Here is a 17233-nt window from a genome sequence, read left to right as displayed (position 1 = left end):
GTGTTGTATAAAAAACTGGTGAACTTATAAAATATTAACGCTTGAAGTTATTACTGAATTTGAGATCAAATGAAAAAATAATAAATATAGCAGGAAGCTCAATATATAACGCAAGTATACATCAAGACATATAACTAGTCAAAAATTATTTACAGTAATTCGTTTAAGAAAGAAGAGGAAAATTAAGCTGCGGCCGCACTTCGGATTGATAAGACCAGTTTTTTGATATCACTCATTTTTGTTGCAGGATTGATAATAACAATTCTAAGATACCGTTTAGCATTTAATTCAGTGGAGGAAATATAAAAATTGCCCTCTTCAATTAAATGATCCCGCAGCATGATCTGGACATCATCAGGCGCCTCAAATCTGAAACAGAGAATATTGCTTTCAGGTCGCACAGGCACTTCAAAATCAGGTTGTGCACTTATATAATCAAACGCCTGCCGGGTAAGATCATATGTGTTGTCAATATAGGCTTCCATTCCTTTTTCACCAATGGCTGCAAGTGTCATATAAAATTTTAAACCAAGTCCCGCCTTTGTACATTCAATCACCTGTCCGATAAAATCAAACCCAGGCTGTTTTTTTTCATGAAAAAGATAGCTTGCCTTGTGTTCAAATGTATGGTCCAGGGCAGCAGCATCTTTTACCAGCAAAGCAGCACATATGCCAGGGGTTCTTAACATTTTATGCGCATCAATGATCATGGAGTCTGCTTTTAGGATGCCATGAAGATAGGGTTTGTATTTATTGGAAAAAAGCGCGCTTCCGCCATGGGCACCGTCAACATGGAACCATATCCCTTTTTCTTTACAGAAATCAGCAATTTCATCAATGGGATCATAAAGGCCCGTGCCTGTGGAACAGGCATTGGCAACAAGGGTGACAATCCGTTTTCCATTGTTGACAGTTTTTTGAAAGGCGTTGTCTAATCTTGAAACCATTACACGGCCATGGATGTCTGTCTCAAGGCGAATCACGTTATTTTCACCAATTCCGATAATCCCTGCCGCCTTTGCGATTGAGTAATGGGAGGATTCAGGGGCAAGGATAACAAGATCAGATGGATTGCCGTTTTCTCTAATGGTGTTGTCCAGATGATTTCTGGCGGTTAAAAGTGCGGTCATGTTAGCAAGAGAGCCCCCATGGGTTAACACGCCGCCACCGTGAAAAAAGGTCAGTCTTTTTTCAATATCAGTGGGCATGGGTTTCCACCCGATTTTTTCCAATAAATAGTTGATCATAAAAAATTCAATGGCCGCGGCTGCCGGACCCATTTCGTAGATGGCCATGGCATTGTTGGTAAATCCGTCAATCAATGATCCAAGAGCTCCGGTTGGATGGGATATCCCTACCTGGTGGGCCAGATACCCCGGATGGTGCAACCTTGTTGTATTGTCAAGATAGTCTTTCAAAAAAGAATCAAGCCTTTCACCGGACAAGTCCCCGTTTTTCAAGGAGGCGGCAAGCCCAAATTTTTCATGAAGTTCACTGATGGTCAGCTGTCTGATGACCGGTCTTTCTATATTAATACTTTGATTGTAATATTCATCAAGGTGGCTTAAAACATTTTTCCCGTCTTCATAGAAACTCATAGTTTATCCCAATTTCTTCATTTTTTATCACGTTTTTCTTTATGAAGTGACACCGCTTAAAATACCGGATTGCGTCGGCCCCTCAAAAGAAAGCCGTTTAATGTTTTTTACTCCGTGTGCCTTGAGCATGTCTGAAATCTCAGTTTCGCTGTATGACTGGCCTTCTGGTGTTCCCAGATACATATTGATGGAAAAAAGAGCTGGAAATAACGGGCCGTCCATATTGTCATTCAAGATAAAATCATGGATATAAATTTTGCTTTTGGGTTTTAAAGCCGAAACTGCCTTTTCAATTATTTCTTGAGCCTGTTCCGGCCCTTCCCCATGGAGGATGTGGGAGAGCCAGGCAGCATCAAACGAATCAGAGTAAGCAAATTCATCTTCGATATAATTTCCTGATATGAAATCGACCCGGTCAGAAACATTAAATTTATTGATTGTTTTTTCAGCAAAGGGACGGGTGGTCTCAAGGTCATAGACAGACGCGCTTAATTCAGGGTTGGCAAGGCAGAAATGAATGGCATAGGTTCCAGGGCCTCCGCCAAAATCAAGAAGCCTTTTACAACCGGACAGGTCAAGCTCTTTTGACAGCCCGGGCGCAACAGCCATGCCGATATTGAACATACCCATTAAAAAGCTTTCACGCCGTTCTTCATCGGAAAAAGAAGACCGGCTTCGGGTTGGTCTGCCTTCAATAATGGCTTTGTCCATTTTATGCCATGATTCCATGAGATGATGGTGGTGCATGATCATAAACCCGATATACTGTTGTGATCCTTTTGAAAGAAAGGTTAAGGCAGGAGGTGAATTGGAATATTTTTTATCTTTTTTCACAAGAAGCTCTAATGCAGACAGGGCATTTAAAAGCATGGAAAGGCCTCGTTTGTCTACTTCCAGCTTTTCATTGATATCATCAACAGATAAGGCATCCGATCCGATAACTGTGAAAATATCAAGCTTTACACCGGTATGAAGTGCGCAGGTTTTCCAGTAATATCCTGACATTTCAAGAAGACTTCCCGGATTCCAGTTAAACTGTTTCATATGTCCCCCTTTTTTAAAAAACCATGGGTTATCAACTATGTTAATCCCGATGATTGCTTTGTCATAAGAATGGTGCAAAAGGATTATATCGGACAACCCGGATTCAAACAAGACAGAATGTAAAGCTCTTTATAATCTTACAAGTTCAGCATATTCTCAAGTGCAATAGAGGCATCCTTTTTTATGGTTTCATCAACCGTGATAATGTTTGTTTTTCCAACATTTTCAAGGCAGGTTAAAAGGTTTTTTAAATTGATTTTATACATGTTTGGGCACAATGATTCTTTTAACGGGAGTATCTGTTTGTCTGGATATTCCGTGGCAAGCCGTTTGATTAAATTGATTTCCGTGCCAATGATGATCGTGGAACCTGTCGGGGCATCGGCCACATAGGTGACGATAAAACTTGTAGAACCTACTGCATCAGATGCTTTAACAACTTCCTGTGTGCATTCCGGGTGCACAACAATTTTTGCGGCAGGAAAGTTTTTTCGAACGGCTTCCATGTCATCGGTGGTAAACCGTGTATGAACCAGGCAATATCCTTTCCATAAAAAGACTTTGGCCTTTTTAATATCTTGTTCAGTATTGCCGCCCAATGGTTTTTCAGGGTCCCAGACAATCATCTTGTCCTCCGGGATACCGAGATGGTTTCCTGTATTTCTGCCAAGATGCTCATCCGGGAAGAAAAAGATTTTTTCTCTTTGTCTGAAGGCCCATACAAAGGCTTTGGGCGCGTTGGAAGAAGTACAGACAGCTCCCTGGTTTTTCCCGCAATGGGCCTTGATAAAGGCGTCAGAGTTCATATAAACCAAGGGAGTTATAGTATCGTTTCCCACAATGGCGGTAACATCATTCCAGGCCTTTTCAACCAGGTAAGAATCTGCCATATCCGCCATCCAGCAACCGGCAGCCATATCAGGGATTTGTACGGTCTGGTGGTCTTTGGCAAGAATTGCTGCACTTTCTGCCATAAAATGGACTCCGCAAAAAATAATGTATTGAGCCCTCTCATCCCTGGCCGCCTGCTGGGAAAGGCCAAAAGAGTCTCCCCGGTGGTCTCCGAGATCAACGATCTCTTTTCTTTGATAATGATGGGTCAAGATGATAAGTTTGTTTTCAAGTTTCTGTTTGATTTTGATGATTTTATCAATTATTTCTTTGTCTGGTTTAGTGTTTTCCATGTTTATTCCTTACCGATTAAAAAGATGCCATAGGTGGCAAACAGGTTGGGCAGAAAATTTACCATTTTGCCTTGGCGATGGTTGTTCTTTGTATTAATGGCAGCCCTTTTCAGAATTTTAAATCCGACCTGACTGGAAAATTTTTCAAAATCATTCAGGCTTAAGACCCGGATATTAGGGGTGTCATGCCATGAATAGGGAAGCTCTTTTGTCACCGGCGCTCTGCCGGTAAATGCCAATTGCATCCTGACCTTGATATGTCCAAAATTCGGGAAACTGACCACACCCATTTTTGCCACCCGCATCATGGAATGGATCAGGCCTGGCGGTTCATAGACCTGTTGAAGGGTCTGGGAACAGATGGCATAGTCAAAGGCATTGTCCGGGTAATCTTCAATTTCCTCATTAATGTCTCCCTGTAAAACCGAGATTCCCTTTTCAATACTTTTTGCGACTTTTGACTCTTCTATCTCTATGCCCCTTTCCTTGACATTTTTTTCTTTTTTAAGCCAGTAAAGCAGATCTCCTTCTCCACAACCAAGACCTAATATTCTGGAGTCAGGCTTGATCCATGAGGCAATGATTTTTAAGTCATATCGTAAGCGATCAGGTGTCATGGGATGCACTCCTTAAAAAGCCCTTGATCAGGTTGTCGAGTCTGTCGCTGGGAAGTAAGAATGCATCATGCCCCCACTGGGCATCAATTTCGCAAAAGCTGACATCCAGATTATTTTTTTTCATGGCTTTGACCATTTCTTTTGATTGATAGGTAGGGTAGAGCCAGTCAGAGGTATAAGAGACGACAAGAAACTTTGATTTGCATTTTGAAAAAGCCTTAACAAGAGATCCTGAACCATATTGTCTTGCCAGATCAAAATAATCGGCAGCCTTGGTGATATATAAAAAAGAATTGGCATCAAACCGTTCAATAAATTTGTTGCCCTGGTGTTGAAGATAACTTTCCACCTGGAATTCAGCACCGAATTCAAAACTTAATGCAGACCTGTTTTGAAGCTTCCGGCCGAATTTCAGGCGCATGGACTCATCGGAAAGATAAGTGATGTGTCCGATCATTCTGGCAATGCTAAGACCCATATCCGGTTTTTTGCCTGAATAATAATGCCCGCTGTTCCAGTTGGGATCAGCCATGATGGCCTGCCGTGCAACTTCATTAAAGGCAATGGCAAGGGCTGAATGTCGTGTGGTTGTTGCGAGGGGAATGGCGGATTTGACCATATCCGGATACCGGACACACCATTCAAGAACCTGCATGCCCCCAATTGATCCACCAATCATTGATAAAAGAGATTTGATTTCCAGGTGATCGATCAGGGCTTTTTGAGTTTCAATCATATCGCCAATGGTGATGAGGGGGAAATCGGTTCCATATGGTTTAGTGGTTTCAGAATTTGTGGATGAGGGGCCTGTTGATCCGGCGCAGGATCCGATAATATTGGAGCAGATCACAAAATACTTGTCCGTATCTATCCCTTTTCCAGGACCCACCATGATATCCCACCAGCCCGGCTTGGTATCTTCAGGATCATAATATCCTGCCATGTGGGAATCGCCTGAGAGTGCATGCAGGACAAGAATAACATTAGTTTTGTCCTTGTTCAGGGTGCCGCAGGTTTCATAGGCGATGGTGAGAGGACCGATGCTGGCACCGCCTTCAAGCTTCAGTCTGTCAGGCGGAGCAGCAAAGGTAAAAAATTGTTTTTCAACAATGCCCACACTAGTTCCGGTCTGATCCCGGTCGATATACTCACTCATCTGTCAAACAGCCTCCAGCGCCTGTGCCAGATCATTGCAAATATCCTGTGCATGCTCAACGCCGAGGGAAAGTCTGAGTAGCCGGGGATCGGCAAGTTTATTTTTCAAGTCTTCGGGAAAGGAGATGTACTGTGATGAGTAGGGATGGATAATCAAGGTTTTGCAGTCCCCGAGATTGGCCAGGTTTAAAATTATATCAAGATGGTCGATGAGCCTGAAACATAATTTCTGGTCTTTTAGCCCGAAAGTAAGCATGGCACCGTAACCCTTGTTCTTAAACTGAGTTCTGGCGATTTCACGGCATTTGTGGTCTTTAAACCCCGGGAAATTAACCCATTCAACCTTTGGCTGTTTTTTTAGAAAGTCGGCAACCTTTATCGCATTATCCATGTGGCGTTCCATGCGAAGGCCTAATGTGTTTAATCCAATGGCGGTAAGAAAAGAATGAAACGGAGCTGGAGTGGTGCCAAGGTTGATATGATACTCTTTGAACAGTCTGTGCAGAAATGCAAGATTCCCTTTTTGTTCAACAAAGGGAGCAAAATCAGAGAATTTTTCCCGGGCCCAGTCAAAGTTCCCGCCGTCCACCACCACACCCCCCAGGGCTGCACCATGACCTGACAGGTACTTGGTTGTTGAATGCAACACAATGTCTGCACCCAGTTCAATGGGTCTGCAAAGCCAGGGTGAAGCTAATGTATTATCCATCAGAAGCGGGATACCCCTTTCATGGGCAATGCCGGCAATGCTTTTGATATCGGTAATTTCCATTCCCGGATTGGTAATGGTTTCCATATAGACAAACCGGGTCTTTTCGTTGATAGCCTGCTCAATTTCATCAGGATTCAGCGGATCAACAAGCTTTACACTGACGCCGTATTTTTTAAAAATAGTTGTAAACAGCGTATATGTAGACATGAAAAGGGACTGGCTGGCGACAAATTCATCTCCGGAGGAAAGCAGGGTCATGCAGGCATTGTTAATGGCTGCCATGCCGGAGCCGGTCACAACAGCGCCTGCTCCTGATTCCAGGGAGGAAAGTTTCTGTTCAAGAAACCGATTTGTAGGATTGCTCAACCGCATATAAATATGATCCTGGGTCTGGCCGGCAAATGTTTTGCTCAAGCTGTCCGCACTCTCATGGTAATGGGCAGCAGTCTGAAAAATAGGAGGGAGAGTGGCGCCTTCCCAGGGAGTATCTTTTAACCCTTCATGAATCACTCTTGTTTCAAAATGGTAATCTCCTTTTTTGCTCATGATTGTTTCCCTTAATTCGGAAGGTTGTTTAAAGGGATTCTAAGTATCACATTGTGGTAGGCATTGTCAATATTTACTTTGTTTTTTAATAAATTAAGTGACATCGTGTTAGGACAATAGTATACTTATCCTATATCTATGCCAGCCTGACAACAGGCTGGAAAGGAGGATATGATGGAAATCAAAATAATACTGAACCCTGTTGACGGGTCAGACCATTCAATCCGTTCAACCGAGTATGCCATTAAACTTGCAAAACTTTTAGATGCCAGGATTGTCCTGCTGCATTGCCATGCCAGGTTCCCGATTGTCTTGGCAGAACCCTATTTCCAGCAGGCGATTAATGAAATCAACAAAGCATCTGAAGAGCTTGTTGAACCGTTTATAAAAATCCTTGAGCAGGGAGAAGTGAAGTTTGATGTACGGATTCTTGAAGGGGCTCCGGGAAACCGAATACCTGATGTGGCAAAAATTGAGAAAATCGACCTGATTGTTATGGGGTCAAGAGGGATTACGAATTTTACCGGATTGTTTCTTGGCAGTGTTGCTCACCAGGTGCTTCATAAATCAGAGTGCCCTGTTTTTATAGCAAAATGACCGCTCAATTGTTTTAACGGTTAATTGTAAAGATTTGTTCCGATTAATTGATTCTCCTGTTTTTTTAGCAGCTTGTTTAATTTTTGGGTTGGAAAGGCAATTTTCCAGAGCCGAGGCTAATTTATCTGCGGTTAATTTTGAACGCCAGATAGGTTTTGCTCCCATATTGGATCTATAAATTTTTTGTCCGTGAAAGTATTGATCCAGGATATGTGGGATAATCACTTGAGGAACACCTGATATGGCTGCGGCGGCAGTTGTCCCGGCACCTCCGTGATGGATGACTGCGGCTGTTTTGGGGAAAAGTTTTAAATGGGGATAGTTTTTAATAAAAAAGACATCCCGGGAAAATTTATGTTCTGACAAGTTTTCCCAGAACTTAGCAATAATAATTCGTTTGCCAACGCGCTTTGCTGCGGTTACAAGCAAAGGGATATTTTTGGCCTGGTCTTTGGGGGGCATACTTCCAAATCCGGCATAGATTGGCTTTTCTCCCTTTTTAAGAAATCTGTCAAGCTCCGGTTGGGTTTCGGCGGGTAAGTCCAGGTGCAGATATCCGGTTTGAACAAAGGTCTTTTTAACATCCAATGGCACCTTGGCAACCTCTTCGTCGCAGGCAACAATGGTATGGTCTCCTAAAATATGATCCCATGCAGTATCAATGGGTGCCAACCCCATTTTTTTTCTGTACCGGTTTATCAAAAAGGTCAAGTTGAACTTGTCCAGCAGGGTGGCAATTTTCCAGGACATTCCATTGCACCAATGAGGAAGCATTTGAGTTTTTATGGTTAAAAACGGATGATACGCGGAGGGGAAAAGCTGCGGGGTAAAGGCCACAAAACGATACTTTATATTCATGGCCTGCGCAATTGAGGACAAAGCAAACATTAGCGATGACCCAATGACCAGATCTGTATTTCTTATGATTTGGGGCAGGACTTTAAATTGAGAATGCAACTCCTGCCGTACTAAAAAAAAAGAAGCAATGTTCGTACGAAGGCTGACAGCATCCTTCATATCGTTTAAAATAGCGGTAATATCCGCGCCGAATTTTTTGTATGGACATCCCAGTTGCCTTGCCCACAGAGCTTTTTCCGGGGGGCCCACAAGAAGAACATCATGTCCTGCAGATTGTAAAGCCAGGGAAAGAGCGATCATGGGCTGAACATCTCCTCTGGACCCACAGGTTGCAAGTACTATTCTCATTTAAGTCACCTTTAGGATTTGATATCCGTATTATTACCCAGGAAGAACTTCAGTCCTTTGATGCTGTGGCGAGCAATACTCCAAAACTAATAAAAACAGATCCCGTGACTTTTCTAAATAGATTTATCCTTGAGGGGTCTATTAACCAGTCTTTTATTTTGTGTGCGACAATGGCATAGAACATTAAAAAGCAGAATGAAGAGGTCATCAGCACAGATACCAAAATGAAAAACTGCGGGGCCAGAGCTTTACTTACATCAAGAAACTGTGGGAATAAGGCGGTCAAAAATATAATGGCTTTTGGATTGCTGATAGCAACACCTAATGCCTGAAAAAAGATTTTCTCGGATGAAACAGGCTTTGCGGGTAAGGGAGTGCCTGCCAGGGCATTATCAGAGTTTTTGGTGAAAAATTGTACCAATCCTAAATAGATCAGGTAGGCGGCACCTGCGAATTTTACCATATCAAATATAATCGCAGACGTTTTCAAAATTGCCCCAAGACCAGTGACTGCAATAATCCCAAGGCAAAAAAGACCGGTAATATTTCCAAGTGCAGCAAAGCCTGCTTTTTTCCATCCATATAATGTTGATTTTGTCATGATAAAAAATACAGCAGGCCCAGGTGTGAAGGTTGCCACAAAGACCAGAGTCAGGTAAATCAGCCAGGATTGCAAGGTCATTTTTATTGTCCTATTCTAGTTTTTTGGGGTGGTTAAATCAATGGTTAATGCATAAACACCTTGTTCCACTTTGGCCTGAACCGGGAAATCGCCTTTTTCAAATACTTTGAGCATGGCCCGGTTTGATGCGAGAACATCAGCGGTCATGCCCTGTGCACCCCTGTCTTTCGCCAATCTTGCCAGCATCTGATACAGGTAGGTGGCAATCCCGTATCCCTGATATACCTCATCAACGACAAATGCAATGTCCACAAGAGGTTTGTTTTGATGCTTGGCAAATCTGGCTTCGGCAATAATGGTCTGTTGTCCCGGTTCACCTACAAGGGCAACAATGGAGAGTACATCCCGATAGTCAACATTTACGTATTCCTGCGTTTTTTCATGGGGCATGGTTTTTATGGGGCTGAAATACCGGTAGTAGATGGCCTTATCGGAAAATCTATAAAATAATCGTCTCATCTGGTCTTCATCAGACGGTTTAATGGCCCTGAAACGGATATTAATATTATTTTTGAACATATGCCGGGTCTCAATATCGGCAGGATAAAAACGAGTGCTGTCTGCTAGAAAGATTTGATCCTTATACAGGATATTTATTTTTTTTGCCCCTTCAACCAGTTCGGGCCGGTCCTCAGGGTGGGCAATTTCAATAAGGGCCTGGGCTCGTTCTCTTAAGGTTTTCCCCCGTAAATGGGCAATTCCCTGTTCTGTTGCCACAAGATCAATGGATTCGGGAAGGCTTAGTAAGTCAGGAGAGTCTTCTACTGAGAGGCGGATATTGGGAGTTCCCTGACGATTTTGGCTGGGAAGGGCTATAATGGTGTAGCCACCCTGGGAGATTTCAGCGCCATTAAAAAAGTCTGCCATCTGACCGGGACCTGCCGTAACATTTCCTTTGCTGTTATGCAGGGTGACACGGCCTGAAAGATCAACGCGTCTTGCCGGGATAATCAGTACAAATCGATGATTCTGTCCAATCTCCATGGGGTTGAAGACTTTGTCAATGCTTTGAAATTCAACAATGGGGTTTTTGTCAAGAAACTGCATCAGCTCTCTGCTGCCAAGGGCATAAGCTGTTAAAGACCTTCCCTTGAAAAGGCCTTTTTTCCGGTTGCTTACCGCACCACTTTTAACCAGTTCCATTAATGCATCTGTAAAAAACGGGGTATGAATTCCCAGATCTTTTTTATCTGCAAGGTGTTTGGGCAGGGCCTCGAAAATCGGGCCAAACGTAAAGGCAAGGCAGCTGCCGTCCTCAATGACCGATGCAACAGTGGCAGCCAGCTTGTCAAAGACAGGGTCCACCGGGAACCGGGGGAAATAAAACGGAGGATCAATGGATTCAATGATCATGTCAAATGCATCAAAAGGAACAAAGGTATCTCCAAAAGTAAAAGGGATTTCATGGTTGACTTCACCCACCACAAGATCAGCCTGTGCCATTGCCCTTCGGGCCACATCAACTCCTACACCCAGACTGCAATAGCCGGCCCGGTTGGGAGGTGTTATCTGAACAAAGGCAATATCAATGGGAATCTGTCCTTCCTTCATGAGCAAGGGGATGGCTGAAAATCTTGAGGGGACCAGATCCACCTGGCCGGCTGAGATGGCTTCAGCCGATACCCACCCGGAGAAAAAGGTTTTAAGGCGGTATCTTTTAGATTGTAATGCCTTATATGAAATGGCATCTCCGAAACTGACAAGCTGGATCAGGGTCAGATCCTGCAGCCCGTATCCTTTGGTATGCATGAGGCAGTTCACAAGGGTTCGGGGTTCTGCAGCACCCGTGCCGATGAAGATGTTCATTCCCGGTTCAATTTTTTTTAATACATCGCCCGGAGAGACAACCTTTTTTTTCCATGAGGGTGTTTTTTTAAGCATCATATATCCTCTGTCTTTACAAATTCAGACCTTTAAACTCGACTTCATGACGTGATATCTCCATTCCCGGCCCAATCTGAGATTGCAGAATCTCCCGGTTCTGATCCATCGATTTGAGCTTTGGATTGGAACGAAATTTTGATTTGTTTTCCATGCCGAATATGATAATAGCATGATAAATGGAAAAAATAAGTAAAATTTTATAGCGCCATATAATTCTCCATATTTTTGTCATTATTATGAAAATAAGTGGAAAATTATAGTATCTATTACAACCAATATCATGGAAAGTTTTCCATTTATTAACGCCGTTAAATGTCTAAAGCTAAAGGAATTTCAAAATGTCTATTTTTAAATACAAATATGATGACCTTTACAACCCATTGCTGAAAGCTCTACATCAGTTAGGTGGGTCTGGTACAAATTCGGAAATTGAAGAAAAGATAGCTGAAATCCTGAAACTTTCTGATGAAGAAGTTGAAGACATTCATCGAGGGAATAGAAGCAAATTAACTTATAGGACAGCATGGGCGAAAAACTATCTCAAACGATTTGGGCTCATTGAAAATTCTGCAAGGGCTGTTTGGGCGCTGACTTCAAAAGGACGATCTATTGAAATTGTCAAAAAAGCAACGGTTAATCGCTTTGTAAAGAATCTTGATGATTCAAAAACTGTTATTGAAAAAATTGTATCGGAAAAAATTGATAATTCTGTCGAAGAATTGGGCTGGGAAGAAGAGTTAGTGTCCGTTTTGAAGTCGGTTGAACCGGATGCTTTTGAAAGGTTAAGCCAGAGACTTCTTCGTGAGTTGGGTTTTTCCAATGTTGAAGTTACCGGAAAATCAGGAGATGGGGGCATCGATGGTGTTGGTGTTATAAAAATGGGAGGAGTTCTTTCCTTCCATGTTGTCTTTCAATGTAAAAGATATTCCAAACCAGTGTCATCATCTGCTATCAGAGACTTTCGAGGTGCAATGATAGGGCGCGCAGATAAAGGCCTTTTTATAACAACTTCCTCTTTTACAAGAGGTGCTAAAGCTGAAGCTCATAGAGATGGCGCACCTCCAATAGATTTGGTCGATGGTAATGAATTTGCCCAGAAGCTAAAAGAATTGACTTTAGGTGTCGCAATCGAAATAGTTGAAAAGGTCCAAATCAATAAGTCTTGGTTTGCCGACATTTAACCCTTTCATTGCAGCGGACCGCGGGGAGCGGCTTTGCCGTCCCCATTCCCTTCCGTGGGTCGGCGGTCCCTGAACTCAACCGTTAGGAGTTGTGAGTATATCATGAAACTAAACATCAGGCCATTTGTGCTGTCAGATGAAAAAGCCGTTGTTCAATTGTGGAGTGACTGCGGTCTTGTTGTTTCCTGGAACAATCCGCATCGTGACATACAACGAAAACTCAAGGTGCAGTCAAACCTTTTCCTTGTCGGCTGTTCCGGGGACCATATCATTGCCACCGTCATGGCCGGATACGACGGTCATCGTGGCTGGATCAACTATCTTGCTGTCCGTCCACAGGATCAGCGTACAGGGATTGCCAGGCAGATGATGGATAAAGCAGAAGCCGGGCTTCGGGCACTGGGCTGCCCCAAAATCAATCTTCAGGTCCGACGTACAAATGCCGGGGTAATCGAATTCTACAAAACCATCGGGTTTAAAATTGACGATGTCGTGAGTTTTGGCAAACGTCTGGAACCAGATCAAAGGTTTCCTTTCATAAAAATGAATGATAATAAAATGGAATGAACTGGTTTGTTCTTGCGTTTATATCGTCCATCACCCTGAGCTTAAGGGAAGTTGCCGTAAAAAAGGCCGGGAAAGACCTTTCTTCAGCATTTATGAGCTGGGGGCTTAATTTTTTCATGTTCCTTATTATTTTTGCCCTTAATGTTATTTTTTTGAATTGTCATACCGTCACAATATCGTTTGTAGGGATTTTGATTATTGCAGCCATTCTGGATTCCCTGGCAACCGTATTATACCTTTGGTCCATTAAAACCGGTGATTTGTCAAAAACTATTCCCATGCTGTGTTTCATTCCAGTGGTTCAGCTGTTTGTAACACCGGTACTTGTCCATGAAAATTTATCATTGACCGGTATTTCAGGCGTCCTGGTAGTGGTGTTTGGATCTTATATCCTCAATATGGAAACATGGGATGGGTTTTTATCTCCGGTTAAGAGCGTTTTCAAGGATAAAAGTTCCATGGTGATGCTGGCGGTAGCCTGTATCTGGGGTGTGAGTTCAAGTTTTCATAAAATCGGTGTGAATCAGACCGATGCTTTGTTCTGGGCGGTGTCTGAGACTGGCCTGATTTCCCTGCTTTTATTTCCGTTTGCTGTCTGGTCGGATAAGGGCAATTTTTCTTTTTTTAAATTAAAAAAGACCCTGTGGCCGGCTTTTTTCAGCACATTAACTGTTTTATCATACTATACTGCCATAAGCCTTGGGCCGGTGGCATATGTCTCTTCGGTAAGGCGGCTGGGCGTATTGTTCACTATGTTGATCGGCATTCTGGTGTTTAAAGAGAACATCAAAACGCTTGGTTTTGCCGGCGGCATTATCATGATCACAGGGGCTGGAATTATCAGCCTGTTCGGATAAAGCTATTTAGTTTTCAATTTTTTAATATTATCTCTGGCAAATGTAATGGATGGATCTATTTTCAGGGCCATTTCATAGTATTCAACAGCCAGCTTGATGTCTCCCAGTTCCCTGTAATTTGAACCGATATTGGCATAGTTGATGGCAAGGGAGGGGTCCACTTCAAGTGCATTTTCAAAACAGGTGATGGCGGTTTCATGGTTTTTCAGCATAAAATGGCAGACGCCCATGGTGTTAAATATATCCGGCCGCTGTTCGTCAATTTCAAGGCCTTGTCTGCATATTTCGATAGCTCTTTCATATTGTTCAAGATCTTTTAAGCATGCCCCCATGTGAGAACAGATATCCGGCAGGTTTAATTTTTCAGGGTCTCTTTCCAGGGCAGTTTCGAATTCTTCTAAAGCGCCCGCCTGGTCATAAATGGCGTTGAGCATCAGGCCCTTGTAAAAACTTGTATAGTATTTTCCGGGTAAGGCCTTTTCCAGATCATCCAGTCTTGACAGGGCCTGTACAGGATCAAAACTTTCCGTAATTAATCTGGCGGAAAACATACCCACGCTGGCGGCAGCCGCTCTTTCTCTGAAATGTGCCCCGGGAATGATGGCATAAAAAGCCGGAACCTCAAGTGTTTCATGCAGGGTGCTGATGGCAAGAACCTGATATCCTTTTTTATCCAGTGTCTGGATCAGGGTTTCCACCTCGGTTTTAATATTATTGTCTGAAAGGTCAGGTAATGTATTTATGTTGATCATTTTTTCAGGACGGGTGATAAATCGGGCATTTTCAATGTTGGTGAATTTGGGTAGACCGCTGGCCACATAATTGGCGCCTGAATTAAAGTCTCCGGCAAGCTGGGCTGTTTCCGTAAGAGCACGGCTCATGGCCTTTTCGGGGTCGGGCGATGTTCCGGCAGTCCAGACGATTTCACTCATGTCAGGAAAGGTGGCAGGGTCCCAGGCAAGAACACCAATGGTGGGTATGCCTGTATCCAGAGAAAAATCAGACGCATAAACCTTTATGCCTTCTTTTTTATAATTGTTCAGCATTTCAATGACCAGAGGATCGGTAAAAGAATCAAGGTTGATTCCGGGAACAGTTAAGGTCTTATGGCTGATAAGGGAAGAGGTATGACGTTCGACCAGTTCGCAAATCCCCTGGCTTAAAGCTTCTTCCGTACAATTTCCGGCACTGGGTCCATTAAATTCATTAATCATGTAGAACCAGTTAAAGGGAATCAGGACGTCTTGTTTTTTTGTCAGATTATATCCTCTGGTCCATTTTAAGGGCAGGCTATCAAAGATTTGTTTTACTTTTAATGCATCTTCTTTGTTGTCATGAACAGATTTAATGATCTGTTCGTAGGAAAGTGCTTTTTCTCCCAACTCCTTTGAGGTAGAATAAAAGAAGTTTTTCTCTTTTTTCATAAAAGAAAAAAAGCTGAACCGTTCTGCAAGTTCCATCACTGCACTGGCTTCTGCCTGCTCGGGTGTCCCGCCTTTACCCATCTGTTTTTTGGTTCCGACCACATTTTGGGCGTCAGTGCCGCATTCACTGAAAAAAACCGGTATGCCCAACCGTCCGTTATCAATCCTCCGGGTCCGGTTTAAAATATCAAGATTCAGTTTGGCTGTTTTTTCTTTAAATTTTGCCACCGTCTCTTCAGGAGACACGATCTTGTCCTGGTCATATGTATAGCCTTTGAGGGCATCCTTCAGCTCAATTTTATAATCCATGAATTGTCCTTCACACGGTTTCCTTTATTTGTTGACCCGCTTTATTTTATCCCCGACCTTAATTGTTCCGCCTTTGAGGATCTTAGCGAATACACCTTCTTTGGGCATAATGCAATCCCCGGTTCGATAATATATGGCACATTTTTTATGGCATTCTTTTCCGATCTGGGTAATTTCGGCAAGCGCTTTTTCCCCGAGTTTGAAAACCTGGCCGATGGGCTGGCTTTTCCAATCAATCCCGGTTGTGGCAATATTTTCAGCAAAATCTCCAAAGTTTAATTTAAACTCCTCGCTGCTGGCATTTTTAATGCTTTCCGAAGCCAGAAAGCTTAACTGCCTGTGCCAGTCGCCTGCGTGGGCATCATCTTTGATCCCGTGGTTTTCAATTAGTTCAGCTTTTTCAATACATTTTTTGGTTGTGCCTTTTTTTTTGCTGATGGCTATGGAGACTATCTTCACCTGTCTTCTCCTGAAAAATAATTAAATTAATAAATTTTAACATAGGGGTGTGTTTATATCACATTGTAGTATAAAGATACAATATAAAACAAGTCGGACAAAAATTCGCAAAAAACACCTTTGAACGTATGGTGGGAAAAACCCAATTTATTCTAAATCGGATGAATTTCTTTCAGGTTCCAGATGAATCATGACATCGATGATTTTCGGATTGTTTTGAATAAGCGTCTGTTTTACCTCTTCAGATATATCATGACCCCGGATAACAGACAATTCCCCGTCAACTTCCAGGTGAAGATCAATATAAATATAATTGGCAAGTTTCCGGGTTCTTAATTTGTGAACCCCCCTGACATTTTGTATCGTGTTTATGGTTTTTTCTATTTCAATAATTTTTTCCTTTGAAATTCCAGTGTCCAAAAGATCATTGATATTGGTGAAAAATATTTCCAGGCCTATTTTAATGATAAAAGCCGATACTACGATGGCACCGATATGGTCCAGAAATCCTAATCTTGGATCTATTAAAGATGCAACCACTGCAACAAGGACGGGAATGGAGGACAATGCATCGGTTCTATGGTGCCAGGCATTGGCTTTAAGGGAAGAAGAATTGGTTTTAATTCCAACCTTGTATGTTACCCTGAAAAGGAGTTCTTTTATAATAATTGAGATAAGCGGACCGATAATGACGATCCACTTTAATTGATGCTGGTTTCTTTCCTGTAGTGAAATAATACCGTTATATCCAATTGTGCAGGCCACAAGAATAAGGATAAGCCCGATAATAATGGTAATAAAAGATTCAATTTTCTGATGTCCGTATGGGTGGTCGTCATCCGGAGGAGCAGTCCAGTATTTTACCCCGAACAAAATGACCAGGTCGGAAGTTGTGTCTGAAAAGCTGTGCAGGGCGTCTGCCACAACCGCCTGGCTGTTGCCAAAAAATCCAATTAAAAATTTAATGGCGGAAAGGAGAATATTTACCACAAGACCTATCAGGGTGATATTTTGGATTTGGATTTTTTTATTCATTTAAATAGTATAGTCCAAAAATAGGCTTAAATAAAGTGGCTTGGTTAAAAAGGTTTGATCTTGAAAAGATATTATATCGGTGCTATTTAGAACTGAAATAAAGGCGTTGAGAAGGACTGTAGGTGATTTGATCGGATGCAGTTTGACAAGATGATTTTCTTTTATTCCAGCCCTAT

At 42.6% G+C, this 17233-nt stretch carries 16 protein-coding genes; 4 read left to right on the top strand and 12 right to left on the bottom strand.

Going from position 1 to position 17233, the window contains the following annotated elements; translation table 11 throughout:
- Positions 1-182: 182 nt before the first annotated feature.
- The 6 genes from HGJ91_RS06255 to HGJ91_RS06230 all read right to left on the bottom strand — a co-directional run bounded on the left by HGJ91_RS06255 (position 183) and on the right by HGJ91_RS06230 (position 6856).
- Positions 183-1598, bottom strand: coding sequence for an aminotransferase class V-fold PLP-dependent enzyme (locus HGJ91_RS06255; RefSeq protein ID WP_291346851.1), 1416 nt, complete (start codon positions 1596-1598; stop codon positions 183-185).
- Between the two features lie 39 nt (positions 1599-1637).
- On the bottom strand, positions 1638-2642 hold the full coding sequence (locus tag HGJ91_RS06250; protein ID WP_291346850.1) for a methyltransferase: 1005 nt from the start codon (positions 2640-2642) through the stop codon (positions 1638-1640).
- 137 nt (positions 2643-2779) lie between these two features.
- Positions 2780-3826: a quinolinate synthase NadA gene (nadA, locus tag HGJ91_RS06245; RefSeq protein ID WP_291346849.1), complete on the bottom strand. Its 1047-nt coding sequence runs from the start codon at positions 3824-3826 to the stop codon at positions 2780-2782.
- 2 nt (positions 3827-3828) lie between these two features.
- Complete coding sequence (gene metW, locus HGJ91_RS06240) at positions 3829-4443, bottom strand: methionine biosynthesis protein MetW (protein ID WP_291346848.1); 615 nt, start codon at positions 4441-4443, stop codon at positions 3829-3831.
- On the bottom strand, positions 4433-5599 hold the full coding sequence (locus tag HGJ91_RS06235; protein WP_291346847.1) for a homoserine O-acetyltransferase: 1167 nt from the start codon (positions 5597-5599) through the stop codon (positions 4433-4435). Before HGJ91_RS06235 ends, metW begins: the two co-directional genes overlap by 11 nt.
- Before the next feature lie 3 nt (positions 5600-5602).
- The gene (locus HGJ91_RS06230; protein WP_291346846.1) at positions 5603-6856 is read right to left on the bottom strand and encodes an aminotransferase class I/II-fold pyridoxal phosphate-dependent enzyme; all 1254 of its coding nucleotides are present in this window, start codon (positions 6854-6856) and stop codon (positions 5603-5605) included.
- 174 nt (positions 6857-7030) lie between these two features.
- On the opposite strand from HGJ91_RS06230, the gene HGJ91_RS06225 reads away from it, so the two are divergent.
- Complete coding sequence (locus HGJ91_RS06225; RefSeq protein ID WP_291346845.1) at positions 7031-7453, top strand: universal stress protein; 423 nt, start codon at positions 7031-7033, stop codon at positions 7451-7453.
- Here the strand turns inward: HGJ91_RS06225 and HGJ91_RS06220 are convergent.
- The 3 genes from HGJ91_RS06220 to HGJ91_RS06210 are packed head-to-tail and all read right to left on the bottom strand — an operon-like array spanning position 7424 to position 11225.
- Positions 7424-8659 carry a nucleotide disphospho-sugar-binding domain-containing protein gene (locus HGJ91_RS06220; RefSeq protein WP_291346844.1) on the bottom strand — a complete coding sequence of 412 codons (1236 nt, stop codon included), beginning with the start codon at positions 8657-8659 and terminating at the stop codon, positions 7424-7426. The genes HGJ91_RS06225 and HGJ91_RS06220 overlap by 30 nt on opposite strands.
- Positions 8660-8708: 49 nt before the next feature.
- A complete protein-coding gene (locus tag HGJ91_RS06215; protein ID WP_291346843.1) occupies positions 8709-9341 on the bottom strand; it encodes a LysE family translocator in 633 nt (210 codons plus the stop codon).
- 15 nt (positions 9342-9356) lie between these two features.
- Positions 9357-11225, bottom strand: a complete 1869-nt coding sequence (locus tag HGJ91_RS06210) for a bifunctional acetyl-CoA hydrolase/transferase family protein/GNAT family N-acetyltransferase (protein ID WP_291346842.1) — start codon at positions 11223-11225, stop codon at positions 9357-9359.
- A 338-nt stretch (positions 11226-11563) separates the two neighbouring features.
- Here HGJ91_RS06210 and HGJ91_RS06205 point away from each other — a divergent pair, with 338 nt between their 5' ends.
- The 3 genes from HGJ91_RS06205 (at position 11564) to HGJ91_RS06195 (ending at position 13830) form a co-directional block, all read left to right on the top strand.
- Positions 11564-12406, top strand: a complete 843-nt coding sequence (locus HGJ91_RS06205; RefSeq protein ID WP_291346841.1) for a restriction endonuclease — start codon at positions 11564-11566, stop codon at positions 12404-12406.
- Between the two features lie 102 nt (positions 12407-12508).
- Complete coding sequence (locus tag HGJ91_RS06200) at positions 12509-12973, top strand: GNAT family acetyltransferase (protein ID WP_291346840.1); 465 nt, start codon at positions 12509-12511, stop codon at positions 12971-12973.
- Positions 12970-13830, top strand: coding sequence for a DMT family transporter (locus HGJ91_RS06195; RefSeq protein ID WP_291346839.1), 861 nt, complete (start codon positions 12970-12972; stop codon positions 13828-13830). Before HGJ91_RS06200 ends, HGJ91_RS06195 begins: the two co-directional genes overlap by 4 nt.
- A gap of 2 nt (positions 13831-13832) precedes the next feature.
- Here HGJ91_RS06195 and HGJ91_RS06190 read toward each other — a convergent pair whose 3' ends face one another.
- The 3 genes from HGJ91_RS06190 to HGJ91_RS06180 all read right to left on the bottom strand — a co-directional run bounded on the left by HGJ91_RS06190 (position 13833) and on the right by HGJ91_RS06180 (position 17057).
- The gene (locus tag HGJ91_RS06190) at positions 13833-15563 is read right to left on the bottom strand and encodes a YcaO-like family protein (protein ID WP_291346838.1); all 1731 of its coding nucleotides are present in this window, start codon (positions 15561-15563) and stop codon (positions 13833-13835) included.
- A gap of 24 nt (positions 15564-15587) precedes the next feature.
- A complete protein-coding gene (locus HGJ91_RS06185; protein ID WP_291346837.1) occupies positions 15588-16022 on the bottom strand; it encodes an MOSC domain-containing protein in 435 nt (144 codons plus the stop codon).
- A gap of 147 nt (positions 16023-16169) precedes the next feature.
- Positions 16170-17057 carry a cation diffusion facilitator family transporter gene (locus HGJ91_RS06180; protein WP_291346836.1) on the bottom strand — a complete coding sequence of 296 codons (888 nt, stop codon included), beginning with the start codon at positions 17055-17057 and terminating at the stop codon, positions 16170-16172.
- Positions 17058-17233: the final 176 nt, after the last annotated feature.

It is taken from the genome of Desulfobacula sp. (assembly GCF_014237455.1).
Classification (GTDB): Bacteria; Desulfobacterota; Desulfobacteria; order Desulfobacterales; family Desulfobacteraceae; genus Desulfobacula.
The sequence above is the reverse complement of the archived record's forward strand: the minus strand, read 5'-3'. Positions and strand labels throughout refer to the sequence as shown.

Coding starts and splice junctions, on each gene's coding strand:
- HGJ91_RS06255 (WP_291346851.1), bottom strand. CDS start 1,598: ATGAGTTTCTATGAAGACGGGAAAAATGTTTTAAGCCACCTTGATGAA.
- HGJ91_RS06250 (WP_291346850.1), bottom strand. CDS start 2,642: ATGAAACAGTTTAACTGGAATCCGGGAAGTCTTCTTGAAATGTCAGGA.
- nadA (WP_291346849.1), bottom strand. CDS start 3,826: ATGGAAAACACTAAACCAGACAAAGAAATAATTGATAAAATCATCAAA.
- metW (WP_291346848.1), bottom strand. CDS start 4,443: ATGACACCTGATCGCTTACGATATGACTTAAAAATCATTGCCTCATGG.
- HGJ91_RS06235 (WP_291346847.1), bottom strand. CDS start 5,599: ATGAGTGAGTATATCGACCGGGATCAGACCGGAACTAGTGTGGGCATT.
- HGJ91_RS06230 (WP_291346846.1), bottom strand. CDS start 6,856: ATGAGCAAAAAAGGAGATTACCATTTTGAAACAAGAGTGATTCATGAA.
- HGJ91_RS06225 (WP_291346845.1), top strand. CDS start 7,031: ATGGAAATCAAAATAATACTGAACCCTGTTGACGGGTCAGACCATTCA.
- HGJ91_RS06220 (WP_291346844.1), bottom strand. CDS start 8,659: ATGAGAATAGTACTTGCAACCTGTGGGTCCAGAGGAGATGTTCAGCCC.
- HGJ91_RS06215 (WP_291346843.1), bottom strand. CDS start 9,341: ATGACCTTGCAATCCTGGCTGATTTACCTGACTCTGGTCTTTGTGGCA.
- HGJ91_RS06210 (WP_291346842.1), bottom strand. CDS start 11,225: ATGATGCTTAAAAAAACACCCTCATGGAAAAAAAAGGTTGTCTCTCCG.
- HGJ91_RS06205 (WP_291346841.1), top strand. CDS start 11,564: ATGTCTATTTTTAAATACAAATATGATGACCTTTACAACCCATTGCTG.
- HGJ91_RS06200 (WP_291346840.1), top strand. CDS start 12,509: ATGAAACTAAACATCAGGCCATTTGTGCTGTCAGATGAAAAAGCCGTT.
- HGJ91_RS06195 (WP_291346839.1), top strand. CDS start 12,970: ATGAACTGGTTTGTTCTTGCGTTTATATCGTCCATCACCCTGAGCTTA.
- HGJ91_RS06190 (WP_291346838.1), bottom strand. CDS start 15,563: ATGGATTATAAAATTGAGCTGAAGGATGCCCTCAAAGGCTATACATAT.
- HGJ91_RS06180 (WP_291346836.1), bottom strand. CDS start 17,057: ATGAATAAAAAAATCCAAATCCAAAATATCACCCTGATAGGTCTTGTG.